Consider the following 22,259-nt stretch of genomic DNA (forward strand, 5'->3'; position numbering starts at 1 on the left):
CTGCGGTTCTTGGCGCAACGCACGTCGAGCAGGTGGCCAAGAGACTGAAATCAGAGGGTTTGGTGCAGATGGCAAGGTTTCTGCTTAGAGGCTGATGACCCATGCACTGATGCAGTCGCTGTGACGAATGCAGTGCAGCAGGCGGAACGGGGAGTTTCGTCAGGATCGGTTAACTGGCACCTGTCGGGCAACTTGGGCCGACGACGCGTTACAAAGCCAGGCACTGCGCTTAGACTTGAGTCGGGTTTGTTTTCCTGGGGCAAGTCCACCAATTCGGGAGAAAGTTTCATGAAGCTAGTCACTGCCATCATCAAGCCGTTCAAGTTGGACGACGTGCGCGAGTCGTTGTCCGAGATCGGCGTGCAGGGCATTACCGTTACTGAGGTCAAAGGCTTCGGTCGGCAGAAAGGTCACACCGAGCTGTATCGCGGCGCGGAGTACGTGGTCGATTTCCTGCCCAAGGTGAAGATCGATGTCGCCATTGACGACAAGGATCTTGATCGGGTGATCGAGGCAATCACCAAGGCCGCCAACACCGGCAAGATCGGTGACGGGAAGATCTTTGTGGTCAATCTGGAACAGGCTATCCGCATCCGTACCGGCGAAACCGATACCGACGCCATCTAAGCCGCCAAACCCAACGCCCCAGGAGAAAACAATATGACTCTGCGTAAATTCGCAGGGCTAGGAGCCCTGTTGTCCTTCGCAATGCCTGGCCTGGCCATGGCAGAAGAAGCGGCAGCCCCAGTCCTGAACTCCGGCGATACCGCCTGGATGCTCACGGCCACGATTCTTGTACTGTTCATGACCATCCCTGGCCTGGCGCTGTTCTACGGCGGCATGGTTCGGTCGAAAAACCTTCTTTCCGTGATGATGCAGTGCTTTGCCATTACCGGTCTGATCAGCATCCTGTGGGTCATCTATGGCTACAGCATTGCGTTCGACACCACCGGCATGGAGCAGGGCGTCGTCAACTTCAATTCCTTCATCGGCGGTTTCGGCAAAGCGTTTCTGGCAGGCGTCACGCCAGCCAGCCTGACCGGCCCGGCGGCGCTGTTCCCTGAAGCAGTGTTCATCACCTTCCAGATGACCTTCGCCATCATCACCCCGGCCCTGATCGTCGGCGCATTTGCCGAGCGGATGAAGTTCTCCGCCATGCTGGTCTTCATGGGCGTGTGGTTCACCCTGGTGTATGCACCGATTGCCCACATGGTCTGGTCCGGTAACGGCGGCCTGCTGTGGGACTGGGGCGTGCTGGACTTCGCTGGCGGCACCGTGGTGCACATCAACGCCGGTATCGCAGGCCTGGTGGCGTGCCTGGTATTGGGCAAGCGCAAAGGCTTCCCGACCACGCCAATGGCGCCGCATAACCTGGGTTACACCCTGATGGGCGCGGCCATGCTGTGGGTCGGCTGGTTTGGCTTCAACGCCGGTTCCGCTGTCGCGGCCAACGGCACCGCCGGCATGGCGATGCTGGTAACCCAGATCGCGACCGCTGCGGCGGCGCTGGGCTGGATGTTTGCCGAGTGGATCACCCACGGCAAGCCAAGCGCACTGGGCATCGCCTCGGGCGTGGTGGCGGGCCTGGTTGCTATCACCCCGGCTGCCGGCACCGTGGGCCCGATGGGCGCTCTGGTCATCGGCCTGGCAGCAGGCGTGGTGTGCTTCTTCTGCGCCACTACCCTCAAGCGCAAGCTCGGCTACGACGACTCCCTGGACGCCTTCGGCGTACACGGCATCGGCGGTATCCTCGGCGCGATCCTGACCGGTGTGTTTGCAGCACCGGCCCTGGGTGGCTTCGGCACCGTGACCGATATCGGTGCGCAAGTGTGGATTCAATTCAAGGGCGTGGGTTTCACGGTGGTCTACACCGCGATCGTCACCTTCATCATCCTCAAGGTCCTGGACGCCGTCATGGGTCTGCGTGTCACCGAGGAAGAAGAAGCCGTGGGCCTGGACCTGGCCCAGCACAACGAGCGTGGCTACAACCTGTAAGCGCACGCAATAAAAAAATGCCCGGTTCGCCGGGCATTTTTTTGTCTGGAATTTGTCATTGCTCACAAGGTGCAGCGGTTTTTCCGACGCCTTTTGTTGTGGATGCGACACAGGTTTTTATACCGCCAAAGGCTTACACCGAAGCAAGAATATTAGGCCCTTTGTTTTTTCCCAGAGCGCGCTAGAATGCGCGCCGAACGTGCGGAGATCTGTATGTGGCAACAGACGCTGATAACCCTGCGGGCAAGGCCCCGGGGCTTTCATCTGGTGACGGACGAGTTGCTTGCCGGCCTGCCTGAACTCCAGGCGTGTCGTGTCGGTCTGTTGCATCTGTGGCTGCAGCATACCTCGGCCTCGTTGACCATCAACGAGAACGCCGATCCGGCGGTACGTCGAGACTTCGAACGATTTTTCAATCGGTTGATCCCACAAGGAACCGCCGACTATGAGCACAACGACGAAGGCCTGGACGACCTCCCGGCGCACTTCAAGGCCAGTGTGCTCGGCTGCCAGATCAGCCTGCCGGTCACGGCGGGACGGCTGGCATTGGGTACCTGGCAAGGTGTTTATCTGGGCGAGCACCGTGATCACGGCGGTGCTCGTAAAGTCCTCGCCACCTTGTACGGTGATGGGGCGTAACCGCTGATTGCCGGCGGATGTTGAATTTTTTCTGGCAGCCTTCGAACAGATGGCGAAGCTGGGCTATAACTAATCTGCTTTTCGCAAGTCATGAGGTAGAACATGAGCGACGATGATCTGGAAAACGACGACCTCGAAGTAGGCGACGAAGACGAGACCGAAGAAGGCCTTGAAGCGGCGGCGGAAGACGTTGCCGACGACGATGGGGCCGATGTTCCGGTTCCTACCGCCAAAGGCAAGGCGAAGGCGGCCGTTTCGGTCGACGAGTTGCCGAGCGTAGAGGCCAAGAACAAGGAGCGTGATGCGCTCGCCAAGGCCATGGAGGAATTCCTGGCCAGGGGCGGTAAGGTGCAGGAAGTGGAGGCCAACGTGGTCGCTGATCCGCCCAAGAAGCCTGACAACAAGTACGGCAGCCGCCCTATCTGAGTATCGGCTTCATTGCTTGCTGAAAAAGCCCGCCGTCGCTGCGGGCTTTTTCATGGGTGCGATTCCATTCCCAGGCCAGGCGCAGTCCCTGTGGGAGCGGGCTTGCTCGCGAAAGCGGTGGGTCTGTTGGCATTGATGTTGGATATGCCGCCGTCATCGCGAGCAAGCTCGCTCCCACAGAGGGCTGTAGTGGCTACAGGGCGGGGTTCAGCGTTGGCTATGCCAACCTGCCAATAACCCCGGCAGTTCGGTCAGGCTGCGGATCTCCGCGTCCGGCGCATGGTCGGCATTCCAGGGCTTGCCTGTCGGGTTGAACCATACAGCGCGCAGGCCGGCCTGTTGGGCGCCGGCGATGTCGTCGCCCGGGTGATCGCCAATGTGCACGGCGGTTTGCGCCGTGGCGCCGCCGCGTTGCAGGGCTTCGTGGAACAGTCGGGCGTCAGGCTTGGCGATGCCGATGTCTTCGGCGCACAAGGCGAACTTGAAATAGTCCGCCAGCCCCAGGCGCCGCACATCGGCGTTGCCATTGGTGACCACACCGAGGGCGAAGTGATTGGCCAGGATCTCCAGGGTGGGTTGCACCTCGGGGAAAACCTCCAGTTGATGACGGGCGTGCAGGAACGTCTCGAAGGCCTGGTCCGCCAGCTCCGAAGCTTGCCACTGGTCGTAGCCGGCTTCCTGCAAGGCACGGAACAACACGCGTCGGCGCAGTGCACTGATGCGATGCTTCAGGCCGGGTTCTTCGCGCAATACTTGCTCGCGAATCGAAAAAAGATGCTCCACCGGCACGCCGCCCAGGTTCGGCGCGTTATCGGTCAGCCATTGGCGGAGTATGGCTTCGGCGCTGGCGATCACCGGGGCGGTGTCCCACAGGGTGTCGTCCAGGTCGAAAGTGATCAGTTCGATGGTCATGATTCGTCGCCCTTGATGCGTTTGGCCCTGGGATGGGCACTGTCATAGACCGTCGCCAGGTGCTGGAAATCCAGGTGGGTGTAGATCTGGGTGGTCTTGATGTCCGAGTGCCCCAGCAGCTCTTGAACGGCGCGCAGGTCCTGGGAGGACTCCAGCAGATGGCTGGCGAAGGAGTGTCGGAGCATGTGCGGGTGCAGGTTCTGTCCCAGCTCCCGTTCGCCGGCAGCCTTGACCCGCAACTGAATCGCCCGCGGGCCGAGGCGCCGCCCCTGTTGGCTGACGAAGACCGCGTCGTCGGCGGGGTTGGTCAGCGCCCGCAGCGGCAGCCATTGCTCCAGGGCTTCACGGGCCTTGCGGCCGACGGGCAGCAGGCGAGTCTTGCTGCCCTTGCCGAGCACCTGGACCATGCCATCGGCCAGGTCCAGTTGATCCAGGTTAAGCCCCGTCAGCTCGGAGAGCCGCAGGCCGGAAGAATAGAACAGCTCGAGAATCGCCTGGTCACGCCGGGCCAGGAAGTCATCCTCGACGGCGCCTTCGAGCAGTTGCAGGGCGCGGTCGGTGTCGAGGGTCTTTGGCAGTCGGCGCTCGCCCTTGGGCGGTGCCAGGCCGGTGGCCGGGTCGTGATCGCACAATCCTTCGCGGTTGAGGTAGTGATACAGGCCGCGTACTGCGGACAACAGGCGCGCCAGGCTGCGGGAGGATTGCCCTTGTTGATGCAGGCGGGCGATCAGGCTGCGCAAGCGCTGGATGTCCAGGGCCGCCCAGCTGCCGATGTTCTGCTTCTGGCACCAGCCCAGCACTTTTTCCAGGTCGCGGCGATAGGCCGACAGCGTGTGGGGCGACACCTGGCGCTCACTGCGCAGATGTTCGCAGTAGGCGTCCAGCTGTCGTTCCATTATCAGCGTACCGAGCGCAGCGAGCCGGCAACCCGTGGCAGCACCCGGCCGGTGACTTCGGCGATGTAGCTCAAGAACAGCGTGCCCACCGAGCTTTTGTAGTGCTGCGGATCGCGGCTGGCGATGGCCAGCACGCCGTGCACGCCCTGATGGGCGATGGCAACGACGGCGGTGGAGCCGATCTGCTTGCGCTGTTCTTCGCCGAACAGGAAGTCCAGCTCATGCTCGCGCAGGCTGCCGCTGACGCTTTTGTCTTCCGTGAGCAGGCCGCCGATGGCCGTCTGCGCTTCGGCGTGGGTCACCCAGCGGCCCACCGGCATGGCGTTGTCGCCGAACAGGATCAGGCTGACAAAGGGCACCTGGAAATCCTGGCGCAGGCTGTCTTCGACGCTCATGACCAGGTCTTCGAGGGTGCTGGCGTCCATCAGGGCCAGGATCAGCCGACGGGTCTTGTCGAACAGTCGGTCGTTGTCCCGGGCCACGTCCATCAGGTGCGAAAGACGATGGCGCATTTCGATGTTGCGCTCGCGCAGGATTTTCATCTGGTGTTCCACCAGCGACACGGTATCGCCGCGCCGGTGGGGGATGCGCATCGTCGCAAGCAGTTCTTCATGCTCGACGAAGAAGTCCGGATGAGCTTCCAGGTAAGCCGCCACGGCTGCGGTTTCTGGCAGGCTGGGGGATTCGTCGGGCTGTGGGGCTGGAACCTGTGGCTGGTCGGTCATGGGTTTGGCTCACTCAAAGACGAACTTGTCCTTCGTATACGCGCACTGCCGGGCCGGTCATCATCACCGGTTGGCCAGGGCCTGCCCATTCGATGGACAGACGCCCGCCGGGCAGGTCGATCAACAACGGCGAATCCATCCACCCCTGGCTGATCGCAGCGACTGCGGCCGCACAGGCGCCGGTACCGCAGGCCTGGGTTTCCCCGGCACCGCGTTCCCAGACGCGCAATTGTGCGCGGTGGCGGTCGATGACTTGCAGGAAACCGACGTTCACTCGCGCGGGGAAGCGCGGATGATGCTCGATTTTCGGCCCCAGCTCATGCACCGGGGCACTGTTGATATCGGCCACGCGCAGCACGGCGTGGGGGTTGCCCATGGAAACCGCTGCCAGTTCCACCGTGGCGCCATCGACGTCCACCTGATAGCTCAAGGCCTGGGCTGGTGCCTGGAAGGGGATGTCCGCCGGTACCAGGCGCGGAGCGCCCATGTTGACGCCGATCTGGCCGTCGCTGCGCACATCCAGTTCGATGATGCCGCTCTTGGTCTCGACGCGGATCTGCCGCTTGGCGGTCAGGCGCTTGTCCAGCACGAAGCGGGCGAAGCAGCGCGCGCCATTGCCGCATTGCTCCACTTCCGAACCGTCGGCGTTGAAGATCCGATAACGGAAATCCACGTCCGGGTTATTGGGTGCCTCGACGATCAGCAACTGGTCGAAACCGATACCGGTGTGCCGGTCTCCCCATTGCTTGGCGTGCTTGGGCAGGATGTGCGCGTGCTGGCTGACCAGGTCGAGGACCATGAAGTCATTGCCCAGGCCGTGCATCTTGGTAAAACGCAGCAGCATGGTCTTACTCCGGCAGCAGGCTTTCGCCGGCAAACAACTCGGCTACCGTCTCGCGGCGACGCACTTCGAATGCCTGATCACCGTCCACCAGCACCTCGGCGCAGCGGCCGCGGGTGTTGTAGTTGGAACTCATGACAAACCCGTAGGCACCGGCCGAATGCACGGCCAGCAGATCACCTTCTTCCAGCGCCAGCTCCCGACCCTTGGCCAGGAAATCACCGGTTTCGCAGATCGGCCCGACGATGTCGTAGCTGCGCGCAGCGGTATCGCGAGGGCGCACGGCGGTGACGTCCATCCAGGCCTGGTACAGCGCCGGGCGGATCAGGTCGTTCATGGCCGCATCGACGATGGCGAAATCCTTGTGCTCGGTGTGCTTGAGGTACTCGACCTGGGTCAGCAGCACGCCGGCGTTGGCGACGATGTAGCGGCCCGGTTCGAACATCAGCGCCAGGTCACGCCCGTCGAGGCGCTCACGCACGGCCTTGATGTAGTCGGCCACCAGTGGCGGCTCTTCATCGCGATAGCGCACGCCGACACCGCCACCGAGGTCGATGTGGCGCAGGTAGATGCCACAGTCGCCGAGGCGATCGACCAGCGCCAGCAGGCGGTCGAGGGCATCGATGAAGGGTTCCAGGGTGGTCAGTTGCGAGCCGATGTGGCAATCGACACCCAATACTTCCAGGTTCGGCAGCTGGGCGGCGCGAACGTACACGTCTTCGGCGTCGGCAATGGCGATGCCGAACTTGTTTTCCTTGAGACCGGTGGAAATGTACGGGTGGGTGCCAGCGTCGACATCCGGGTTCACGCGCAGGGAGATCGGCGCGCGGACACCCAGCTCGGCGGCGACGATTTGCAGGCGCTCCAGCTCGTCGGTGGATTCGATGTTGAAGCAGTGCACGCCAACTTCCAGGGCACGGCGCATGTCTTCACGGGTCTTGCCGACGCCGGAGAACACGATCTTGTCGGCGCTGCCACCAGCGGCCAGCACACGTTCGAGCTCGCCACCGGAGACGATGTCGAAACCGGCGCCCAGACGCGCCAGGACATTGAGCACACCCAGGTTGGAGTTGGCTTTTACAGCGAAACACACCAGATGCGGCATGCCCTCGAGGGCATCGGCGAACGTCCGGTACTGGGCTTCGATGTGGGCGCGGGAATAGACATAGGTCGGCGTGCCGAAACGTTCGGCGATCGCGGACAGGGCAACCCCTTCCGCGAACAGCTCCCCGCCACGGTAGTTAAAAGCGTCCATGGCGTTCCCTTAGTAAGTGGTGGTGTGGGTGTCGTGCGAGTGGGATTTGGCTTGCGACGACTTGGCCTGTTCTTCAGGGGACTTGCTGTCATCAGGCAGGTACAGCGGACCTTTTTGACCACAGGCTGTCACGAGGCAGGCAACCGCGACGAGCGCAGCAAGGGAAGAGATCAGGCGCTTCATGGCGAAATCCTTGAAAATGCTTTAATTGCGCCGGAGTATACCGGCCACCCGTCAGCTTGCCTATGCAACGGGGCGCCCGTCCGGCGGCGCTGGTGGTCGTCAGTGGGTATATCCTTTGCAATCGCCGGGAAGCGTCCGTATCTTGCGGCGCTTGAGCATGAGCAGACATTTTCGAGGTTGCCGCAATGAGTTTGACTGAAGCCCGTTTCCACGATCTGGTCGATGCGACCCAGCAAACGCTGGAGGATGTGTTCGATGACAGTGGCCTGGACATTGACCTGGAAGTCTCTGCCGGTGTGCTCACCGTCAAGTTCGAGAACGGCAGCCAGCTGATTTTCAGTCGCCAGGAGCCGTTGCGGCAATTGTGGCTGGCGGCGGTCTCCGGTGGCTTTCACTTCGACTACGACGAAGAAAGCGAACGCTGGATGTGCGACAAGAGCGAAGAGCAACTGGGCGAAATGCTCGAGCGCATCGTCAAGCAGCAGGCGGGCGTGGAACTCGATTTCGAAGGCCTGTGACGGCGTGAGCCAGACCGCCCCGCAACGGCCATCCAAGCCGCTCTACAGCAACGTCAGCCCGGCCGTGCCGTCGCCGTGTACCGGCGTGTGCAAGCTGGATGAACAGAAGGTCTGCCTCGGATGTTTGCGCCACGTGGAAGATATCCGCGAATGGCGCTCGGCCGACGACGAGCGCCGGCGGGTCATCTGTGCCGAGGCGGCTAAACGCAAATCTCTGGTGTGATCGCCCGCTGCGTGGGAGCAAGGCTTGCCTAGCAACCCTGTGGGAGTAAAGCTTGCTCGCGATACAAGCGCCTCGGTTCCAGAGAGACCTCGCTGTATTCATCGCGGGCAAGCCTTGCTCCCACAATCCCCCCGCCACAGTAATTCTGCTCCCCATGACAGTGGGTAGATTTGGCCCGGGTTGTTTATTTATTGAGCTGTGGTAGTGTCCGGTTACGCCTCAATCCATCGAGGTCCGTGAAAACCCCGCCTTTTTGTGGCGGGGTTTTGCTTTTTTTGTGCAGAAGAAAGGAGTCTGCCAGGATCATGACCACACCTTCCATCACCCTTACCCGTCTGGACGTACAGCGTCTGGAACGCCTGATCGACAGCCTTGATGAAACGCTGCCGGGCGTGATTGCGCTGCAAACCGAACTGGATCGCGCCGAGAACGTGGTGGGCCACGAAGAAGTGCCCTCCGATGTCGTGACCATGAACTCGCGCGTGCACTGTCGCGAAGAAAGCAGCGGCAAGGACTATCACCTGACGCTGGTTTATCCACAGGACGCAAATGCCGACGAAGGCCGGATCTCGATCCTGGCGCCAGTGGGCAGTGCGTTGCTGGGCCTGAAGGTCGGCCAGCACATCGACTGGCCGGCCCCGGGCGGCAAGACGCTGAAGCTGACGCTGCTGGAGGTCGAGTCGCAGCCGGTCAATGGCGGCGACTGCGCGTTCTGAACCCGTCTCAGACCTGGTTCAGTGCCTCGTTCAGGGCGCGTTCCAGATCGGCCTTGTAGCGCAGGTACAAATTGCTTGAACAGGCGCCGTCGCCCACCAGGCCCGAGAGGTCCAGGTCGGTGATGTAGCAGCGATAGCGCTGGGCTTCGCGGCGCTGTTCGACGATCTCCCTGGCGACCACGCGGAACAGTTGGTCGCCATGCTCCAGTTCGGAAAACTCCTGCTGATCGCAGTACAGGGTGACATGCACCTGCCCGTGCGCCGCTTTGCCGATGATCGCCTGCACATCATAGAACGGCTTGTTGACCAGCATCTGCGGGGCTTGCCGCGCTTCGATCCGTCGCGCCCGGCCGCTGCCTGAGGGCAATAGCTGGTAGTACAGGGTTTCCAGGGTCAGCGGCTGGGCGGCATCCAGCGGCAGCAGGGCGTCGCGACGGTACAGCACCGATTGCAAAAAGCGTTGCAGCGGCACCAGCAGGCTTTGTTCGTCGTGATAAGGCACGTGTTGTTGCCACAGTGCGTTGAACTCGTCGAGCACGTACAGATCGGCCTCGTCTTCGTCGACGCGGTAGAACACCTGGATGCACTCGGGCTGGCCCATGGGCAGGATCAGCGCCAGGTCGTGGTCCTCCAGGGCCATCGGGTCCAGGTGCAAGGGGCTGTATGCCGTCAGTTCCTCGCCCAGGTAATCCATCAGCGCCGACAGGCTGCCCAGCGCCACGTGGTTGACCTGGCCGGGCACCAGTTCCAGTACGTGATAGTGCTGCTGGACCTGAAGCAGATAGCGGTGATTGAGCCTGCTCAGCAGCAGGGTCTGCGCCGTGTCGATGACTTCTTCGACGCGCCGCGCAATGAATTGGGCGCGGTTGTGGCAGAAACAGCGCACCTGCAAGCGTGGCTGGTGCTGGGTGACGGGCAGGTCGTTGAGGTAATCGCGCAGGCAGTCGAGCAGGGCGTGTTCGCCGTCAAAACGGTTGACCAGCACCTCATTCCAACTGTTGAGCGTGACCTGGTCGAGGGTCAGCACCAGGTTTTCCCGGACCCCTGCATAGCTCAGCGAGTCGGTGCGCTCGGTGGTCATCAGGATATTCAGGTCGCGGTGGTGCTTGAGCGGGTCGACGCCGACGTTCACCAGGATCAGCACTTCGCTGGGCACGCTGGCGCGCAGCAACTGTGCTTCATCCACCGTGGTCAGGGGCAGGGCGATGGACTGTTGCAGGCTGCCCAGCAGGTTGAACAGTTCGAACTCGCTCAGGTCGCTGTCGCCTGGGTGCAGCGCCAGGCGCGTGCTGCTGTCGATCACGCCGTTGCGATGGCACCAGGTCAGCAGTTCCAGCAGCTCGCGGCAGCGCTTGATCGGCGCGAAGTTCTCCCACTCCAGGGCGTTGAGGCTGCCGTTGTAAAGCGCCCACTGGTTCTGCCCCGGTTCTTTCTTGTTGGGTGACTGGACCAGCGTCAGGGTGTCTTCGGCCAGGTCCGGCGCAATGCCGGGGTTGATGAACTCGACCTTGTCGGCCTTGCGTTCGAAGGCTGCGTACAGCCGCCGGCCAAGCACGTTGAGATCGCGTTTGTTGATCAGGCTGACGGTTTTCTCGGTGCGGGCGAACTGGGTCAGGAAGCGGTAGCTGTGGGTGAGTTCGTTGACCAGGGCCCGTCGCTCGTGGCTGACCTGGCGGACTTTCCATTGGCTGCGGCTGTCCAGCAGCGCCAGTTGACGCTGGTCCCAGCCCCATTCCCGGGCCAGTCGTTCGAGCAGTACCCGTTGCCAGCCGCTGCTGCGTACCTGGCCGGTGAGTTTGCGATTGACCTTCAAGTACAGCGCGCGGCGGATCAACTCCAGGCGTTCGGATTCGCCGCGGGCATTGAGGTATTCCTCGATACGGCGGTAGACCAGCATGTACGGGTCCAGCTCTTCGAGGTCCAGGCGATTGGCAAACACGGCCTGTTTGAAGCGCAGGCTCAGGCAGCGAACATTCGGGTGTTCGCTGGCATAGACCTCGGTCAGCAGCAGCTTGAGTACGGACTTGTAGGGCGACTCGATACCTTTGAACAACTGCCAGAGCCCGGCCCCGACGAATTCGCCCGGCGGAATGTAGGCCAGGTGCCCCAGGTCCAGGGTTTCGTCGGCGCGGATGAAACGCTTGGACATCAGTGTATGGGTGTACTGTTCATAGTTCTCTTCTTCATAGACCGGCACCAGCCACCAGATCGGCGTGCGCCCGGCCAGCCAGATCGCGGTGCGGTAGAACTCGTCCAGCAGCAGGTAATGCTGGGTCGTGCCGCAATCGTCGGAGCTGAGCTGGTTGTCACGGTCACCCCGTACGAAACGCGCCGGGTCGATCAGGAAAAAGTGGGCTTCGGCGCCCTGGGTCGCGGCCCAGATCTCCAGCAACTGGCATTTCTTGCGCAGCTCGGCCAGTTCGTCGTCGCTCAGGTCCGGCCCGTGGCACACCCAAACGTCCATGTCGCTCTGGTCGGCCTGGGCCAGGGTGCCGAGGCTGCCCATCAGGAACAGACCAAGGATCGGTCGTGGCGGGTTGCTGCCGTGCCGGGGCTTGTAGGAAAACGACCGGGTCAGCCGCTGGGCTTCGGCAAGGATATTGGCGTCAGGCTCGTAGTTCGACAGCCCGGCAGGCGTGCTGCCGGAAACGTAGCCGGGCAGCAGCGGATGGTTGACGTGGAAGAACAGCGGCAGCAACGTCAGCACGCCTTGCTGGCGCGGCGACAGGCCTTCGAGGGCGCGTTCCATCCGCACGGAGTTGAGCTTGAGAAAACGTGCGCGCAACTGGCTCAAGACCTTGCGGTCGATTCCCTCGTCCAGATCGGGGCGTATTTCGTGATTGCGGGTCATGTCAGCTCAAACCGGCTCGCGGCGTCGAACGTGGGGGTGATGGCAGGTTAGCGCCCGATCTTGGGAATTCTTAAGCTGAAAGCAGAATTCGGGTGCCAGTTTTTTTCGCAGGGCACCCGTGCGCCTGCGGAAATCCCGTAAAGGAGATTTCCGTGGGCGGCAGGGGGGATCAGGCGGCTTCTTGCACGCTGAGTATCGTCAGGACGGTTTGTACGTTTTGGGCGGCATCTCGGCCCAGGCTTGTCAGGTAACCACCGTCGGGCTGGGTGATCAGTTCTTTTTCGAACAGGCGTTGGGCAGCGGCAATCGCTTTAGGGGCAGCGGTCTGATGAATTTTCAGGCCTTCCTGGGAACTGTCCAGGTTGAAGAGTGCAAGGATTTCCAGTTCGGCAACCAGCTCAGGGGTAAGCGACATAAGGACTCCAGACTTTCTAGGAATTTGGTCGACAGCGTCACTAAGGTGAGCGCACTCGGCCGAGCTGTCCAGTCTCAGTGTCATGCTTTTTTTGTTTAAAGCATTTTTTTGTGGCGAGGGGATTGCTCCCTCGCCACAAGCGCCGTTCAGTTCTTTTCCGGCGGCAACTCAGGCAAGGCGCGCAATGCGGCTTCGTACCACTGGGTATCGAACGGGCGATCTTCTTCCAGGATCGCATCGATCTCCACCGCCAGCACGTGGGCCATCAGGTTGAGGATTTCTTCGCGCTCATAACCGACCAGGGTCAACTTGTTGAAAGTGGCCTTGGCCGCAGGCGGATTGTCACTTTCGATCTGGTTTTCGATGGCCTGGATCAGTGTGCTCTCGACGAATTCTTCTTCGTCGTTGTCGATGTCGGTTGGCTCGCTCATGGCTGGCTCCTGGGAGAAAGGTCGCCAGTTTACCTGCATTCAGCGGTGTGATGCGCCTGGCAAGAAATGCCCCGGCGGTCTATAACCCAAGGCTGCCAACCCCGCACGGCCTGGAGGCTTTGTAATGCTCGAGCTTTATGGTTTCTCTGTCAGTAACTATTACAACATGGTCAAACTGGCGCTGTTGGAGAAGGGTCTGCCCTTCGAAGAAGTGCCGTTCTACCCCAACCAGACCCCCGAAGCGTGGGCCATCAGCCCGCGCGGGAAGGTACCGGTGTTGAAAACCGAGCAGGGGTTTATCAACGAAACCAGCGTGATCCTTGAGTACATCGAACAAACCCAACCAGGCAAGGCCCTGCTGCCCAGTGACCCGTTCGAGCGGGCCCAGGTATTGGCCTTGTGCAGGGAGATCGAGTTGTACATCGAGCTGCCGGCGCGGGCTTGCTTTGCCGAGGCATTTTTCGGCATGACGGTGCCCGATGTCATCAAGGAAAAGAGCAAAGACGAATTGCGGCAGGGGTTCGCCTCGCTCGGTCGGCACGGCAAATTCGCACCCTACGTGGCGGGCGATAGTCTGACCATTGCCGATCTGTATTTTTTCTACAGTGTCTCGCCGGCCTGCCAAGTGGGCAGGAAGTTGTTCGATATCGACCTGCTGGCAGACATGCCGGCGGCCAAGGCGCTGATGGAGCGCTTGGAGCAAAATCCGCATGTGCAGCGGATTGCGGCGGATAGAGAGGCGGCGATGCCGGCGTTTTTGGCGATGATTGCCGCCAAGAAGTGAGTTTCGTGGTGTTTTGAAGTGAGTCACCGCGAGCAGGCTCGCTCCCACAATGAGTCTCTACATGTTCACAAAATATGTGTTCATTGAAGAGCCACTGTGGGAGCGAGCTTGCTCGCGATGCTTTTAGCGGCTGGCGAGCAACGCCTGGCCGCGCACCACGGCTGCCTTGACCTGCGCCGGCGCGGTGCCGCCGATGTGGTCGCGGGCATTGACCGAGCCTTCGAGGGTCAGCACGGCAAACACGTCCTGTTCGATCTGGTCGCTGAACCGGCGCAGTTCGTCCAGGCTCATTTCCGCCAGATCCTTGCCACTGTCCACGCCGTACTTCACGGCATGGCCGACGATCTCATGGCAGTCGCGGAACGGCAGGCCACGGCGCACCAGATAATCGGCCAGGTCCGTGGCGGTGGAAAAGCCGCGCAGGGCCGCTTCGCGCATCACTGCATGCTTGGGCTTGATGGCCGGGATCATGTCGGCGAAGGCCCGCAGCGAGTCGCGCAAGGTGTCGGCGGCGTCGAACAGCGGTTCCTTGTCTTCCTGGTTGTCCTTGTTGTAGGCCAGCGGCTGGCCTTTCATCAGGGTCAGCAGGCCCATCAATGCGCCGAACACCCGGCCACTCTTGCCCCGCACCAGTTCCGGCACGTCTGGGTTTTTCTTTTGCGGCATGATCGAGCTGCCGGTGCAGAAGCGGTCCGGCAGGTCAATGAACTGGAATTGCGCACTGGTCCACAGCACCAGCTCTTCGGAGAAGCGCGACAGGTGCATCATCGCGATGCTTGCGGCGGCGCAGAATTCGATGGCGAAATCGCGGTCTGAGACGTTATCCAGCGAGTTGCCACCCACGGCGTCGAAGCCCAGCAACTGCGCAGTGTATTCACGGTCGATCGGGTACGTGGTGCCGGCCAGCGCGGCGCTGCCCAGGGGCATGCGGTTGGTGCGCTTGCGGCAGTCCACCAGGCGCTCGTAGTCGCGGCTGAGCATTTCGAACCAGGCCAGCATGTGATGCCCAAACGTTACAGGTTGGGCGGTTTGCAGGTGCGTGAAGCCCGGCATGATGCTCTCGGCTTCGCGCTCGGCTTGCTCCAGCAGGCCTTTTTGCAGGCGAGTGATTTCGGCCAGGATCAGGTCGATCTCATCGCGCAACCACAGGCGGATGTCGGTGGCGACCTGGTCGTTGCGGCTGCGGCCGGTATGCAGTTTCTTGCCGGTCACGCCGATGCGGTCGGTCAGGCGCGCTTCGATGTTCATGTGCACGTCTTCAAGGTCGACGCGCCAGTCGAACTGGCCGGCCTCGATTTCAGCCTGGATGGTCTTCAGGCCGTCGATGATGCTGTCGCGCTCGGCATCGGTCAGCACGCCGACCTTGGCCAGCATGGTGGCGTGGGCGATCGAGCCCATGATGTCGTGGCGATACAGGCGCTGGTCAAAGTTGACGGAGGCGGTGAAGCGGGCGACGAAGGCGTCGACGGGTTCACTGAAGCGGCCGCCCCAGGACTGATTGGTCTTGTCAGTGCTCATGAATTCGCTCGTGATCGGCTGTGGAAAAAGTAGCGGTTAAAGGCTGCGGCGGATGATAGCAGGGTTGCCGGGACTGGCGCTGGCACTGGTCGGCAGGTTTTTTCGATGCAAGCCTGGGATCCAACCGGGTTTTCCCGCAACGATATTTTTCGATTGAGCAATATCGTCGCGGCAACCGTCTACAGTGGACTGTAGGACTTTTGCTTTTTTTACCCATGGCGCAGCGGATATAGATAAGAAGGGGGTGCTCATATTGGTCAGATCGACAGTTAACAATCCCTACGGCGACGCCGTGCGACAACGGGCCTCGGGCATCGGTCGGCAAGCGCTGGTAAAGATAGGCAACCGCCGCGCGGCACTTTTTGGCCCTCGAACGAGTCTTAGCGTGGATCGCCGTGACGGATGTCACTTCCCCTGTCTACGCTATCCTTGTGCGAGACTCACGCAGGAATCCAGCGCAATATGAATGTCCTGATCGTTGATGACGAACCACTGGCCCGCGAGCGCCTGAGCCGAATGGTTGGCGAGCTCGAGGGTTACAGTGTCCTGGAGCCGAGCGCCACCAATGGCGAAGAGGCATTGGCCCTTATTGACAGCCACAAGCCGGATATCGTGCTGCTCGACATTCGCATGCCTGGCCTGGACGGTCTGCAGGTTGCGGCGAAGTTGTGCGAACGAGAGTCGCCGCCTGCGGTGGTGTTCTGTACCACCCGGGACGATTTCCCACCCGAGGTGTTGCAGGCCGGTGCCGTGGGCTACCTGGTCAAGCCGGTGGCGGCCGAGGCGTTGCTTGAAGCCTTGCGCAAGGCCGAGCGACCCAACCGCGTGCAACTGGCGGCGCTGACCCGTCCGGCCGCCGAAAGCGGTAGCGGCCCGCGCAGCCATATCAGTGCGCGCACCCGCAAAGGCATCGAGCTGATCCCATTGAACCAGGTGGTCTATTTCATCGCCGACCACAAATACGTGACCTTGCGTCATGAGAGTGGCGAGGTGTTGTTGGATGAGCCACTCAAGGCCCTCGAAGACGAGTTCGGCGAACGTTTCGTACGCATCCACCGCAACGCCCTCGTGGCCCGCGAGCGGATCGAGCGTTTGCAACGCACCCCCCTTGGGCATTTCCAACTGTTCCTCAAGGGCCTCAATGGCGATGCGCTGATTGTCAGCCGACGGCACGTGGCCGGCGTGCGCAAAATGATGCAGCAGCTTTAATGCAGCGGTCCAGGGCGTTCCATGCGTTTCATTTCGAGGATTTGGCGGCCAGGGAGGCCTTGGGGTCGTGATTCAAATCAAAGCGGTTTTGGCTGAGCTGTTATTATCTGCCGTATCTTTTAAGTACGGATTGATCCATGTCCCCTCGCGAGATCCGCATCGCCACCCGTAAAAGTGCCTTGGCCCTCTGGCAGGCCGAATACGTCAAAGCCCGCCTGGAAGCGGCCCATCCCGGCCTGATCGTGACCCTGGTGCCCATGGTCAGTCGCGGTGACAAGCTGCTGGATTCGCCGCTGTCGAAGATCGGCGGCAAGGGCCTGTTCGTCAAGGAACTGGAAACCGCGTTGCTGGACAACGAAGCCGACATCGCCGTGCATTCGATGAAAGACGTGCCCATGGACTTCCCCGAAGGCCTGGGCCTGTTTTGCATCTGCGAGCGGGAAGACCCACGCGACGCGTTCGTCTCCAACACGTTCTCCAGTCTTGAAGCTCTGCCTGCCGGGAGCGTGGTCGGCACTTCCAGCCTGCGTCGCCAGGCACAGTTGCTGACTCGCCGTCCGGACCTGCAAATCCGTTTCCTGCGCGGTAACGTCAATACGCGCCTGGCCAAGCTCGATGCCGGTGAGTACGACGCGATCATCCTCGCCGCCGCCGGCCTGATCCGCCTGGGCTTTGAAGATCGCATCACCTCGGCCATCAGCGTCGACGACAGCCTGCCGGCCGGTGGGCAAGGGGCGGTGGGCATCGAGTGTCGCAGCGCCGACAGCGACATCCACGCCTTGCTGGCGCCGCTGCACCATGAAGACACCGCCACGCGGGTATTCGCCGAACGCGCTCTCAACAAACACCTCAATGGCGGTTGCCAAGTGCCGATCGCCTGTTACGCCGTGCTGGAAGGCGAACAGGTCTGGTTGCGCGGGCTGGTGGGGGATCCCAACGGTGGCCGGCTGCTCAGCGCCGAAGCCCGGGCGCCGCGCCACGATGCCGAGGCGTTGGGCGTGCGGGTGGCCGAAGACCTGCTGAGCCAGGGCGCCGCCGACATTCTCAAGGCGGTCTACGGCGAGGCCGGCCACACGTGACGGGTTGGCGGCTGCTGCTCACCCGGCCGACGGACGAGTCGTCGGCGCTGGCGGCTGTCCTGGCCGAAGCGGGGGTCTACAGCAGCAGCCTGCCCTTGCTGGATATCGAGCCGGTCCCGCTGTCCGATGCCGGGCGGGCGATATTCCAGGCGCTGGACCAATACTCTGCCGTGATCGTCGTCAGCAAACCGGCCGCACGCCTGTGCGTCGAGCTGCTGCACCAATACTGGCCCCAGCCTCCAGACCAACCATGGTTCAGCGTGGGTGCGGCCACCGGACAGATTCTCGTCGATGCCGGCCTCACGGTGTTTTATCCCGATAACGGCGATGACAGCGAAGCCTTGCTGGAACACTTGGTCTTGCGCCAGGCTGTTGCGCGGCCCGACCCCAAGGTGTTGATCGTGCGGGGCGAGGGCGGGCGTGGCTTGCTGGCAGAGCGTTTGCGCGAGCAAGGTGCTAGTGTCGATTATCTGGAATTGTACCGCCGCCACTTGCCCGATTACGGCGAAGGGGCGTTGCTGGCGAAAGTCGAAGCGGAACGCTTGAACGCACTGGTGGTCAGCAGTGGGCAGGGCTTCGAGCATCTGCAGCGGCTGGCCGGCGATGCGTGGCCGGCCCTGGCGCGGTTACCGTTGTTTGTTCCAAGCCCAAGGGTTGCCGAGATGGCGCGTGCCGCCGGGGCCCGAACAGTTGTGGATTGTCGTGGCGCCAATGCCGCGGCTTTGCTGGCGGCGTTACGGGAACACTCCGTGCCGTTTTCTAATGCAAAGGATGGATACGTGAGCGAAACAGCCTTGCCAAAAGAAGATCTAGACCAGCCAGCGATCGATGCGCCGGTTGAAACTCCGCCCCCGATGGCGCCGCGTCGCGGCAACGGGTTGGCCATTGTTGCATTGCTGCTCGGCGCCGCCGGCGTGGCCGTGGGCGGTTGGGGCGTGTGGCAGGTGCGTCACCTGCAAACCAATAACCAGCAGCAGTCCGCCCAGGTCCAGGCACTGAATGACCAGGCCCAGAGCCTCAAGCTTAACGAGCAACGCCTGAGCGAACGCCTGGCGCAATTGCCCCCGGCCGAAGAGCTGGAGGATCGGCGGCGCCTGGTGGCTCAGTTGCAAAGTGATCAGCAGCACCTGAACCAGCGCCTGGAAACCGTGCTCGGTGCCAGCCGCAAGGATTGGCGTCTGGCGGAGGCCGAGCACTTGTTGCGCCTGGCTAGCCTGCGTCTTTCCGCCCTGCAAGACATCAACAGTGCCCAGGCGCTGGTCCAGGGGGCTGACGAAATCCTGCGCGAGCAGAACGACCCCGGTTCGTTCGCCGCCCGCGAGCAACTGGCCAAGACCCTCGCCGCGTTGCGCAGCACCGAGCAACCGGATCGCACCGGGCTGTTCCTGCAACTGGGCGCCTTGCGTGATCAGGTCCTGGAGCTGACCGAGCTGGCGCCCGAGTACAAGGACCGCGGTGAATCCCTGCTGGGCCTGACCGCCGACGGCGATGGCGCAAGTCGTTGGGCGCAGTGGTGGGACCAGATCTCGCGCTATATCCGTATCGACTTCAACGCCGATGAGAATGTCCGTCCGCTGCTGGCCGGGCAAAGCCTGGTGCAAGTGCGCCTGGCCTTGAGCCTGGCGCTGGAGCAGGCGCAATGGGCCGCCCTCAATGGTCAGGCGCCGGTCTACACCCAGGCGCTGACCGAGGCTCGGGACGTGTTGAAGAACAACTTCAACCAGGACAACCCGCAAAGCAAGATCATGCTCGAGCGCGTGGTCGAGCTGTCCAAGCAGCCGGTGACGGTGGTCACCCCGGACCTGACGGGTACGCTGAGCAGCGTCCAGGCTTACCTTGAGCGCCGCAACCTCAATGCCCAGGAATCGGTCAAGCCGCTGCCCGCGCCTGGCGCGCAGGAGGCCACGCCATGAAGCGTCTCTACGTGATTCTGTTCGTGGTCATCGCTGCTGCTGCCTTGCTGGGCGTGGCGATTGCCGAGCATTCGGGTTACGTGCTGGTGGCGTACAAGAACTTCCGTTATGAAGCCGGCCTGTGGGTCACCCTGGCGCTGGTGGCGGTGCTCTGGCTGCTATGGCGAGGCCTGAGGGCGCTGATTGGGCTGGTGACTACGTCGAGTGGTGTGGTCAACCCGTGGTCGCGGCGCAACCGCAGCCGGCGGGTGCAAGTGGCGATCGAGCACGGCCAGTTGGACCTGGCCGAAGGTCGCTGGGCCAGTGCCCAAAGACACCTGCATCGTGCCGCCGAAGCCGAGCGCCAGCCGCTGCTGTATTACCTCGGTGCCGCCCGTGCGGCCAACGAACAAGGTCTCTACGAACAGAGCGACAGTTTGCTCGAACGCGCCCTGGAGCGTCAGCCCCAGGCGGAGTTGGCCATTGCCCTGACGCACGCACAACTGCAGACGGACCGAGGCGACACGGACGGCGCATTGACCACGCTGCAGGCCATGCATGAGCGTCATCCCCATAACGTCCAGGTCCTGCGCCAACTGCAACGACTGCATCAGCAGCGCGGCGACTGGTCGGCATTGATCCGACTGTTGCCGGAGCTGCGCAAGGACAAGGTCCTGCCACCGGCTGAACTGGCGGAACTGGAGCGTCGTGCCTGGGGCGAAAATCTCACCCTGGCAGCCCACCGTGAGGAGGATGGCAGCGTCGGTTTGCAGTCGCTCAATCGCGCCTGGCAACAACTGACCTCCGCGCAGCGCCAGGAGTCGGCGCTGGTGCTGGCCTATGCCGAGCAGTTGCGCCAGTTGGGGGCCCAGGTCGAGGCCGAAGAAGTACTGCGAAGTGCGCTCAAGCGTCACTATGACAGCCATCTGGCGCGCTTGTATGGGTTGGTCCGGGGCAATGATCCGGTCCGCCAGTTGCAAACGGCCGAAGGCTGGCTCAAGGATCATCCGGCCGATCCAAGCCTGTTGCTGACCTTGGGGCGCCTATGCCTGCAGAGCAGTTTGTGGGGCAAGGCGCGGGACTATCTGGAAAGCAGCCTGCGCGTCCAACGCAATCCCGAAGCCTGTGCTGAACTGGCGCGATTGCTGGCGCAACTGGGGGATGCCGAGCGCAGCAACCAGTTGTTTCAGGAGGGGTTGGGGCTGCTGGACGAGCGCCTGCTGGCCGCGCCGTTGCCGGTTCCGGCCCAGGTGTTGTCCACTTGAGATGAGTCATTGTGGCGCGCCTGTACGGGTGGGAGCAAAGCCTGCTCGCGAAACAGGCGCCTCGGTTTCTGAAGGACCGCGTCGTCTTCATCGCGGGCAAGCCTTGCTCCCACTGGTGATACCCGTTTGTTTTTGGGGCTTTGGTCATGCCATCAGTAAAGTCCTACAGTCCATCGCGCTGAATCCTCTTTGGCCTGTCGGGAATTCCCTACATCCCTGGTGAAGTGTCTGCGCGGGCCTGCCTTGAAAGGCCCGAGGGCTTTCCTCTACCGTAACTGCTTGTCTCTTCTGTTACGGAACCGCCATGTCTTTGGCCAGCTCACGCTTCTTGTTTTTCATGGCTTCCATCGCCGCAGCCCTGGCTTTGGGCATCGCCACTTATCTGGAATATTCGGTCGGCCTGACGCCTTGCAGCCTGTGTGTCTTGCAGCGGTTGTGCCTGATGCTGCTCCTGGTGAACAGCCTTGTGGCATGCGTACACGGTCCAGGCCAAAGAGGCAGTCTCTTCTATGGCGCGGCAGGGTTGGTTTTTGCGACGGGGGGAATGACCCTGGCATGGCGTCAGGTCTTGATGCAAAGCCATTCGTTCGAGCCGTTTCCTGATTGTATTGCCCAGCCCAAGCTGATGGATTCGTGGTGGTGCGCGTTGCATCGCGTCCTCGACGGCGCGGTCGATTGCGCGAACATCACCTGGACGCTGTTCGACCTGAGTATCCCCGAATGGAGCCTGTTGTTTTTTCTCGCGGTGTCCAGCGCGATGGCCTATCTACTGCTGCGCCTTGCCTGGAGTGCTCTGGTACGACCGCTCAGCGGCGATACGTCGCAGATGCTCAGGGCCGTGGATTAAACACTTGTATGAACTTTATCTCCTGCGTACCTTGAAGCCATTGTCGTGCGGGCATAATCTGGCCCGCACGTGTTATTGGAATTGTGCCGCTCGATCATGTTGTGTCTGGCTTGTCCCTGATCATCAGGCGTGCACAGGCTGCGAGTGGCATGACTCACAAGGGAAGAAATCACCATGCTCGAAAGTTGTCAGAATGCTCAGGAACGCTGGGGTGGGGTGCATCTGCTGATCGATCGTTGGTTGCAGGAGCGTCACGAACTGGTTCGGGCCTACGATGCCCTCGGCGATAAGCCTGAAGCGCTGAGCGAAAGCCGCAAACCCTTGCAGGAATTCTGCGGTGTGCTGGTCGACTATGTGTCTGCCGGTCATTTCGAGATCTACGAACAACTGACGGGCGAGGCCAAGGCCTTCAACGACAAGCGCGGCCTGGAACTGGCCGAGCAGATCTACCCGCGCATCGATGTCATCACCGAAAAGCTGCTGGCGTTCAACGACCTCTGCGATGAAGGCAAGTGCGTAGCGGAAAAATTCAAGGAGCTGGGCGGCTTGCTGCATGAACGTTTCGAACTGGAAGACTGCCTGATCGAAGTGCTGCACAACGCTCACAAGGAAGAAGCTGCGGTCCAGGCCTGAGGGTTT

General features: G+C 61.8%; 24 protein-coding genes and 2 pseudogenes. 16 read left to right on the plus strand and 10 right to left on the minus strand.

Annotated features, from left to right (window positions below; all coding sequences use genetic code 11):
- Nucleotides 1–288: 288 nt before the first annotated feature.
- The 4 genes from glnK (at nt 289) to sutA (ending at nt 3,060) form a co-directional block, all read left to right on the plus strand.
- A complete protein-coding gene (gene glnK, locus AB4O09_RS01910; protein ID WP_002555808.1) occupies nt 289–627 on the plus strand; it encodes a P-II family nitrogen regulator in 339 nt (112 codons plus the stop codon).
- 33 nt (nt 628–660) lie between these two features.
- The gene (locus tag AB4O09_RS01915; protein WP_003206817.1) at nt 661–1,995 is read left to right on the plus strand and encodes an ammonium transporter; all 1,335 of its coding nucleotides are present in this window, start codon (nt 661–663) and stop codon (nt 1,993–1,995) included.
- 213 nt (nt 1,996–2,208) lie between these two features.
- The gene (locus AB4O09_RS01920; RefSeq protein WP_003206814.1) at nt 2,209–2,634 is read left to right on the plus strand and encodes a secondary thiamine-phosphate synthase enzyme YjbQ; all 426 of its coding nucleotides are present in this window, start codon (nt 2,209–2,211) and stop codon (nt 2,632–2,634) included.
- Nucleotides 2,635–2,736: 102 nt separating this feature from the next.
- Nucleotides 2,737–3,060: a transcriptional regulator SutA gene (gene sutA, locus AB4O09_RS01925; protein ID WP_003206813.1), complete on the plus strand. Its 324-nt coding sequence runs from the start codon at nt 2,737–2,739 to the stop codon at nt 3,058–3,060.
- 207 nt (nt 3,061–3,267) lie between these two features.
- Here sutA and AB4O09_RS01930 read toward each other — a convergent pair whose 3' ends face one another.
- From AB4O09_RS01930 to lptM, 6 genes are read right to left on the minus strand one after another with little or no spacing between them, the layout of a single operon-like run.
- Nucleotides 3,268–3,972: an HAD family hydrolase gene (locus AB4O09_RS01930; RefSeq protein WP_003206811.1), complete on the minus strand. Its 705-nt coding sequence runs from the start codon at nt 3,970–3,972 to the stop codon at nt 3,268–3,270.
- Complete coding sequence (gene xerC / locus AB4O09_RS01935; RefSeq protein WP_003206809.1) at nt 3,969–4,868, minus strand: tyrosine recombinase XerC; 900 nt, start codon at nt 4,866–4,868, stop codon at nt 3,969–3,971. The genes AB4O09_RS01930 and xerC overlap by 4 nt, the downstream gene beginning before the upstream one ends.
- Nucleotides 4,869–4,870: 2 nt before the next feature.
- A complete protein-coding gene (locus tag AB4O09_RS01940; RefSeq protein ID WP_003206807.1) occupies nt 4,871–5,593 on the minus strand; it encodes a DUF484 family protein in 723 nt (240 codons plus the stop codon).
- Between the two features lie 13 nt (nt 5,594–5,606).
- Nucleotides 5,607–6,437: a diaminopimelate epimerase gene (gene dapF / locus AB4O09_RS01945; protein ID WP_003206804.1), complete on the minus strand. Its 831-nt coding sequence runs from the start codon at nt 6,435–6,437 to the stop codon at nt 5,607–5,609.
- Nucleotides 6,438–6,441: 4 nt separating this feature from the next.
- Nucleotides 6,442–7,689: a diaminopimelate decarboxylase gene (gene lysA, locus AB4O09_RS01950; protein ID WP_003206799.1), complete on the minus strand. Its 1,248-nt coding sequence runs from the start codon at nt 7,687–7,689 to the stop codon at nt 6,442–6,444.
- Nucleotides 7,690–7,698: 9 nt separating this feature from the next.
- The gene (gene lptM, locus AB4O09_RS01955; RefSeq protein ID WP_013694543.1) at nt 7,699–7,872 is read right to left on the minus strand and encodes an LPS translocon maturation chaperone LptM; all 174 of its coding nucleotides are present in this window, start codon (nt 7,870–7,872) and stop codon (nt 7,699–7,701) included.
- 185 nt (nt 7,873–8,057) lie between these two features.
- On the opposite strand from lptM, the gene cyaY reads away from it, so the two are divergent.
- The 3 genes from cyaY (at nt 8,058) to rnk (ending at nt 9,329) form a co-directional block, all read left to right on the plus strand.
- Nucleotides 8,058–8,390: an iron donor protein CyaY gene (gene cyaY, locus AB4O09_RS01960; RefSeq protein WP_003206795.1), complete on the plus strand. Its 333-nt coding sequence runs from the start codon at nt 8,058–8,060 to the stop codon at nt 8,388–8,390.
- 4 nt (nt 8,391–8,394) lie between these two features.
- Nucleotides 8,395–8,613, plus strand: a complete 219-nt coding sequence (locus AB4O09_RS01965; protein WP_013694541.1) for a DUF1289 domain-containing protein — start codon at nt 8,395–8,397, stop codon at nt 8,611–8,613.
- A gap of 305 nt (nt 8,614–8,918) precedes the next feature.
- Nucleotides 8,919–9,329: a nucleoside diphosphate kinase regulator gene (rnk, locus tag AB4O09_RS01970; RefSeq protein WP_027912777.1), complete on the plus strand. Its 411-nt coding sequence runs from the start codon at nt 8,919–8,921 to the stop codon at nt 9,327–9,329.
- 7 nt (nt 9,330–9,336) lie between these two features.
- On the opposite strand, the gene AB4O09_RS01975 is transcribed toward rnk, so the two are convergent.
- The 3 genes from AB4O09_RS01975 to AB4O09_RS01985 form a co-directional block, all read right to left on the minus strand.
- The gene (locus tag AB4O09_RS01975; protein ID WP_003206791.1) at nt 9,337–12,180 is read right to left on the minus strand and encodes a class I adenylate cyclase; all 2,844 of its coding nucleotides are present in this window, start codon (nt 12,178–12,180) and stop codon (nt 9,337–9,339) included.
- A gap of 169 nt (nt 12,181–12,349) precedes the next feature.
- Nucleotides 12,350–12,595: a TIGR02647 family protein gene (locus AB4O09_RS01980; protein ID WP_003206789.1), complete on the minus strand. Its 246-nt coding sequence runs from the start codon at nt 12,593–12,595 to the stop codon at nt 12,350–12,352.
- A gap of 146 nt (nt 12,596–12,741) precedes the next feature.
- Entirely contained in the window at nt 12,742–13,026 is a 285-nt protein-coding gene (locus tag AB4O09_RS01985; RefSeq protein ID WP_003206787.1) for a hypothetical protein, read from the minus strand.
- Between the two features lie 124 nt (nt 13,027–13,150).
- On the opposite strand from AB4O09_RS01985, the gene AB4O09_RS01990 reads away from it, so the two are divergent.
- Nucleotides 13,151–13,810, plus strand: coding sequence for a glutathione S-transferase family protein (locus AB4O09_RS01990; protein ID WP_003206785.1), 660 nt, complete (start codon nt 13,151–13,153; stop codon nt 13,808–13,810).
- Nucleotides 13,811–13,933: 123 nt separating this feature from the next.
- Here the strand turns inward: AB4O09_RS01990 and argH are convergent, their stop codons facing one another.
- Nucleotides 13,934–15,328, minus strand: coding sequence for an argininosuccinate lyase (argH, locus tag AB4O09_RS01995; protein WP_003206783.1), 1,395 nt, complete (start codon nt 15,326–15,328; stop codon nt 13,934–13,936).
- Between the two features lie 316 nt (nt 15,329–15,644).
- On the opposite strand from argH, the pseudogene AB4O09_RS02000 reads away from it, so the two are divergent.
- The 8 genes and pseudogenes from AB4O09_RS02000 to AB4O09_RS02035 form a co-directional block, all read left to right on the plus strand.
- A pseudogene (locus tag AB4O09_RS02000) lies at nt 15,645–15,794 on the plus strand (sensor histidine kinase); the annotation flags it as partial.
- A complete protein-coding gene (locus tag AB4O09_RS02005; protein WP_003206780.1) occupies nt 15,791–16,537 on the plus strand; it encodes a LytR/AlgR family response regulator transcription factor in 747 nt (248 codons plus the stop codon). The pseudogene AB4O09_RS02000 and the gene AB4O09_RS02005, both read left to right, overlap by 4 nt.
- Before the next feature lie 137 nt (nt 16,538–16,674).
- A complete protein-coding gene (gene hemC, locus AB4O09_RS02010) occupies nt 16,675–17,616 on the plus strand; it encodes a hydroxymethylbilane synthase (protein ID WP_003206778.1) in 942 nt (313 codons plus the stop codon).
- A pseudogene (locus AB4O09_RS02015) lies at nt 17,613–18,359 on the plus strand (uroporphyrinogen-III synthase); the annotation flags it as partial. The gene hemC and the pseudogene AB4O09_RS02015, both read left to right, overlap by 4 nt.
- 36 nt (nt 18,360–18,395) lie before the next feature.
- Nucleotides 18,396–19,529 carry a uroporphyrinogen-III C-methyltransferase gene (locus tag AB4O09_RS02020; protein ID WP_027912775.1) on the plus strand — a complete coding sequence of 378 codons (1,134 nt, stop codon included), beginning with the start codon at nt 18,396–18,398 and terminating at the stop codon, nt 19,527–19,529.
- Entirely contained in the window at nt 19,526–20,773 is a 1,248-nt protein-coding gene (locus AB4O09_RS02025) for a heme biosynthesis protein HemY (RefSeq protein WP_003206775.1), read from the plus strand. The genes AB4O09_RS02020 and AB4O09_RS02025 overlap by 4 nt, the downstream gene beginning before the upstream one ends.
- A 304-nt stretch (nt 20,774–21,077) precedes the next feature.
- Nucleotides 21,078–21,620 (plus strand): disulfide bond formation protein B, encoded by a 543-nt coding sequence (locus AB4O09_RS02030; RefSeq protein WP_003206773.1) that lies wholly within the window; start codon nt 21,078–21,080, stop codon nt 21,618–21,620.
- A 174-nt stretch (nt 21,621–21,794) separates the two neighbouring features.
- Nucleotides 21,795–22,253 (plus strand): Rsd/AlgQ family anti-sigma factor, encoded by a 459-nt coding sequence (locus tag AB4O09_RS02035; protein ID WP_003206770.1) that lies wholly within the window; start codon nt 21,795–21,797, stop codon nt 22,251–22,253.
- Nucleotides 22,254–22,259 lie beyond the last annotated feature (6 nt).

This window comes from Pseudomonas sp. H1_F01 (assembly GCF_054681425.1).

Bases quoted from the DNA above. Each gene is read 5' to 3' on its own strand.
- AB4O09_RS01975 (WP_003206791.1), bottom strand. From the start codon at position 12,180: ATGACCCGCAATCACGAAATACGCCCCGATCTGGACGAGGGAATCGAC.
- AB4O09_RS02035 (WP_003206770.1), top strand. From the start codon at position 21,795: ATGCTCGAAAGTTGTCAGAATGCTCAGGAACGCTGGGGTGGGGTGCAT.
- AB4O09_RS01915 (WP_003206817.1), top strand. From the start codon at position 661: ATGACTCTGCGTAAATTCGCAGGGCTAGGAGCCCTGTTGTCCTTCGCA.
- hemC (WP_003206778.1), top strand. From the start codon at position 16,675: ATGTCCCCTCGCGAGATCCGCATCGCCACCCGTAAAAGTGCCTTGGCC.
- AB4O09_RS01930 (WP_003206811.1), bottom strand. From the start codon at position 3,972: ATGACCATCGAACTGATCACTTTCGACCTGGACGACACCCTGTGGGAC.
- AB4O09_RS02025 (WP_003206775.1), top strand. From the start codon at position 19,526: ATGAAGCGTCTCTACGTGATTCTGTTCGTGGTCATCGCTGCTGCTGCC.
- cyaY (WP_003206795.1), top strand. From the start codon at position 8,058: ATGAGTTTGACTGAAGCCCGTTTCCACGATCTGGTCGATGCGACCCAG.
- AB4O09_RS01980 (WP_003206789.1), bottom strand. From the start codon at position 12,595: ATGTCGCTTACCCCTGAGCTGGTTGCCGAACTGGAAATCCTTGCACTC.
- rnk (WP_027912777.1), top strand. From the start codon at position 8,919: ATGACCACACCTTCCATCACCCTTACCCGTCTGGACGTACAGCGTCTG.
- argH (WP_003206783.1), bottom strand. From the start codon at position 15,328: ATGAGCACTGACAAGACCAATCAGTCCTGGGGCGGCCGCTTCAGTGAA.
- AB4O09_RS01940 (WP_003206807.1), bottom strand. From the start codon at position 5,593: ATGACCGACCAGCCACAGGTTCCAGCCCCACAGCCCGACGAATCCCCC.
- sutA (WP_003206813.1), top strand. From the start codon at position 2,737: ATGAGCGACGATGATCTGGAAAACGACGACCTCGAAGTAGGCGACGAA.
- lptM (WP_013694543.1), bottom strand. From the start codon at position 7,872: ATGAAGCGCCTGATCTCTTCCCTTGCTGCGCTCGTCGCGGTTGCCTGC.
- AB4O09_RS01990 (WP_003206785.1), top strand. From the start codon at position 13,151: ATGCTCGAGCTTTATGGTTTCTCTGTCAGTAACTATTACAACATGGTC.
- dapF (WP_003206804.1), bottom strand. From the start codon at position 6,437: ATGCTGCTGCGTTTTACCAAGATGCACGGCCTGGGCAATGACTTCATG.
- xerC (WP_003206809.1), bottom strand. From the start codon at position 4,868: ATGGAACGACAGCTGGACGCCTACTGCGAACATCTGCGCAGTGAGCGC.
- AB4O09_RS01985 (WP_003206787.1), bottom strand. From the start codon at position 13,026: ATGAGCGAGCCAACCGACATCGACAACGACGAAGAAGAATTCGTCGAG.
- AB4O09_RS01920 (WP_003206814.1), top strand. From the start codon at position 2,209: ATGTGGCAACAGACGCTGATAACCCTGCGGGCAAGGCCCCGGGGCTTT.
- AB4O09_RS02005 (WP_003206780.1), top strand. From the start codon at position 15,791: ATGAATGTCCTGATCGTTGATGACGAACCACTGGCCCGCGAGCGCCTG.
- glnK (WP_002555808.1), top strand. From the start codon at position 289: ATGAAGCTAGTCACTGCCATCATCAAGCCGTTCAAGTTGGACGACGTG.
- lysA (WP_003206799.1), bottom strand. From the start codon at position 7,689: ATGGACGCTTTTAACTACCGTGGCGGGGAGCTGTTCGCGGAAGGGGTT.
- AB4O09_RS02030 (WP_003206773.1), top strand. From the start codon at position 21,078: ATGTCTTTGGCCAGCTCACGCTTCTTGTTTTTCATGGCTTCCATCGCC.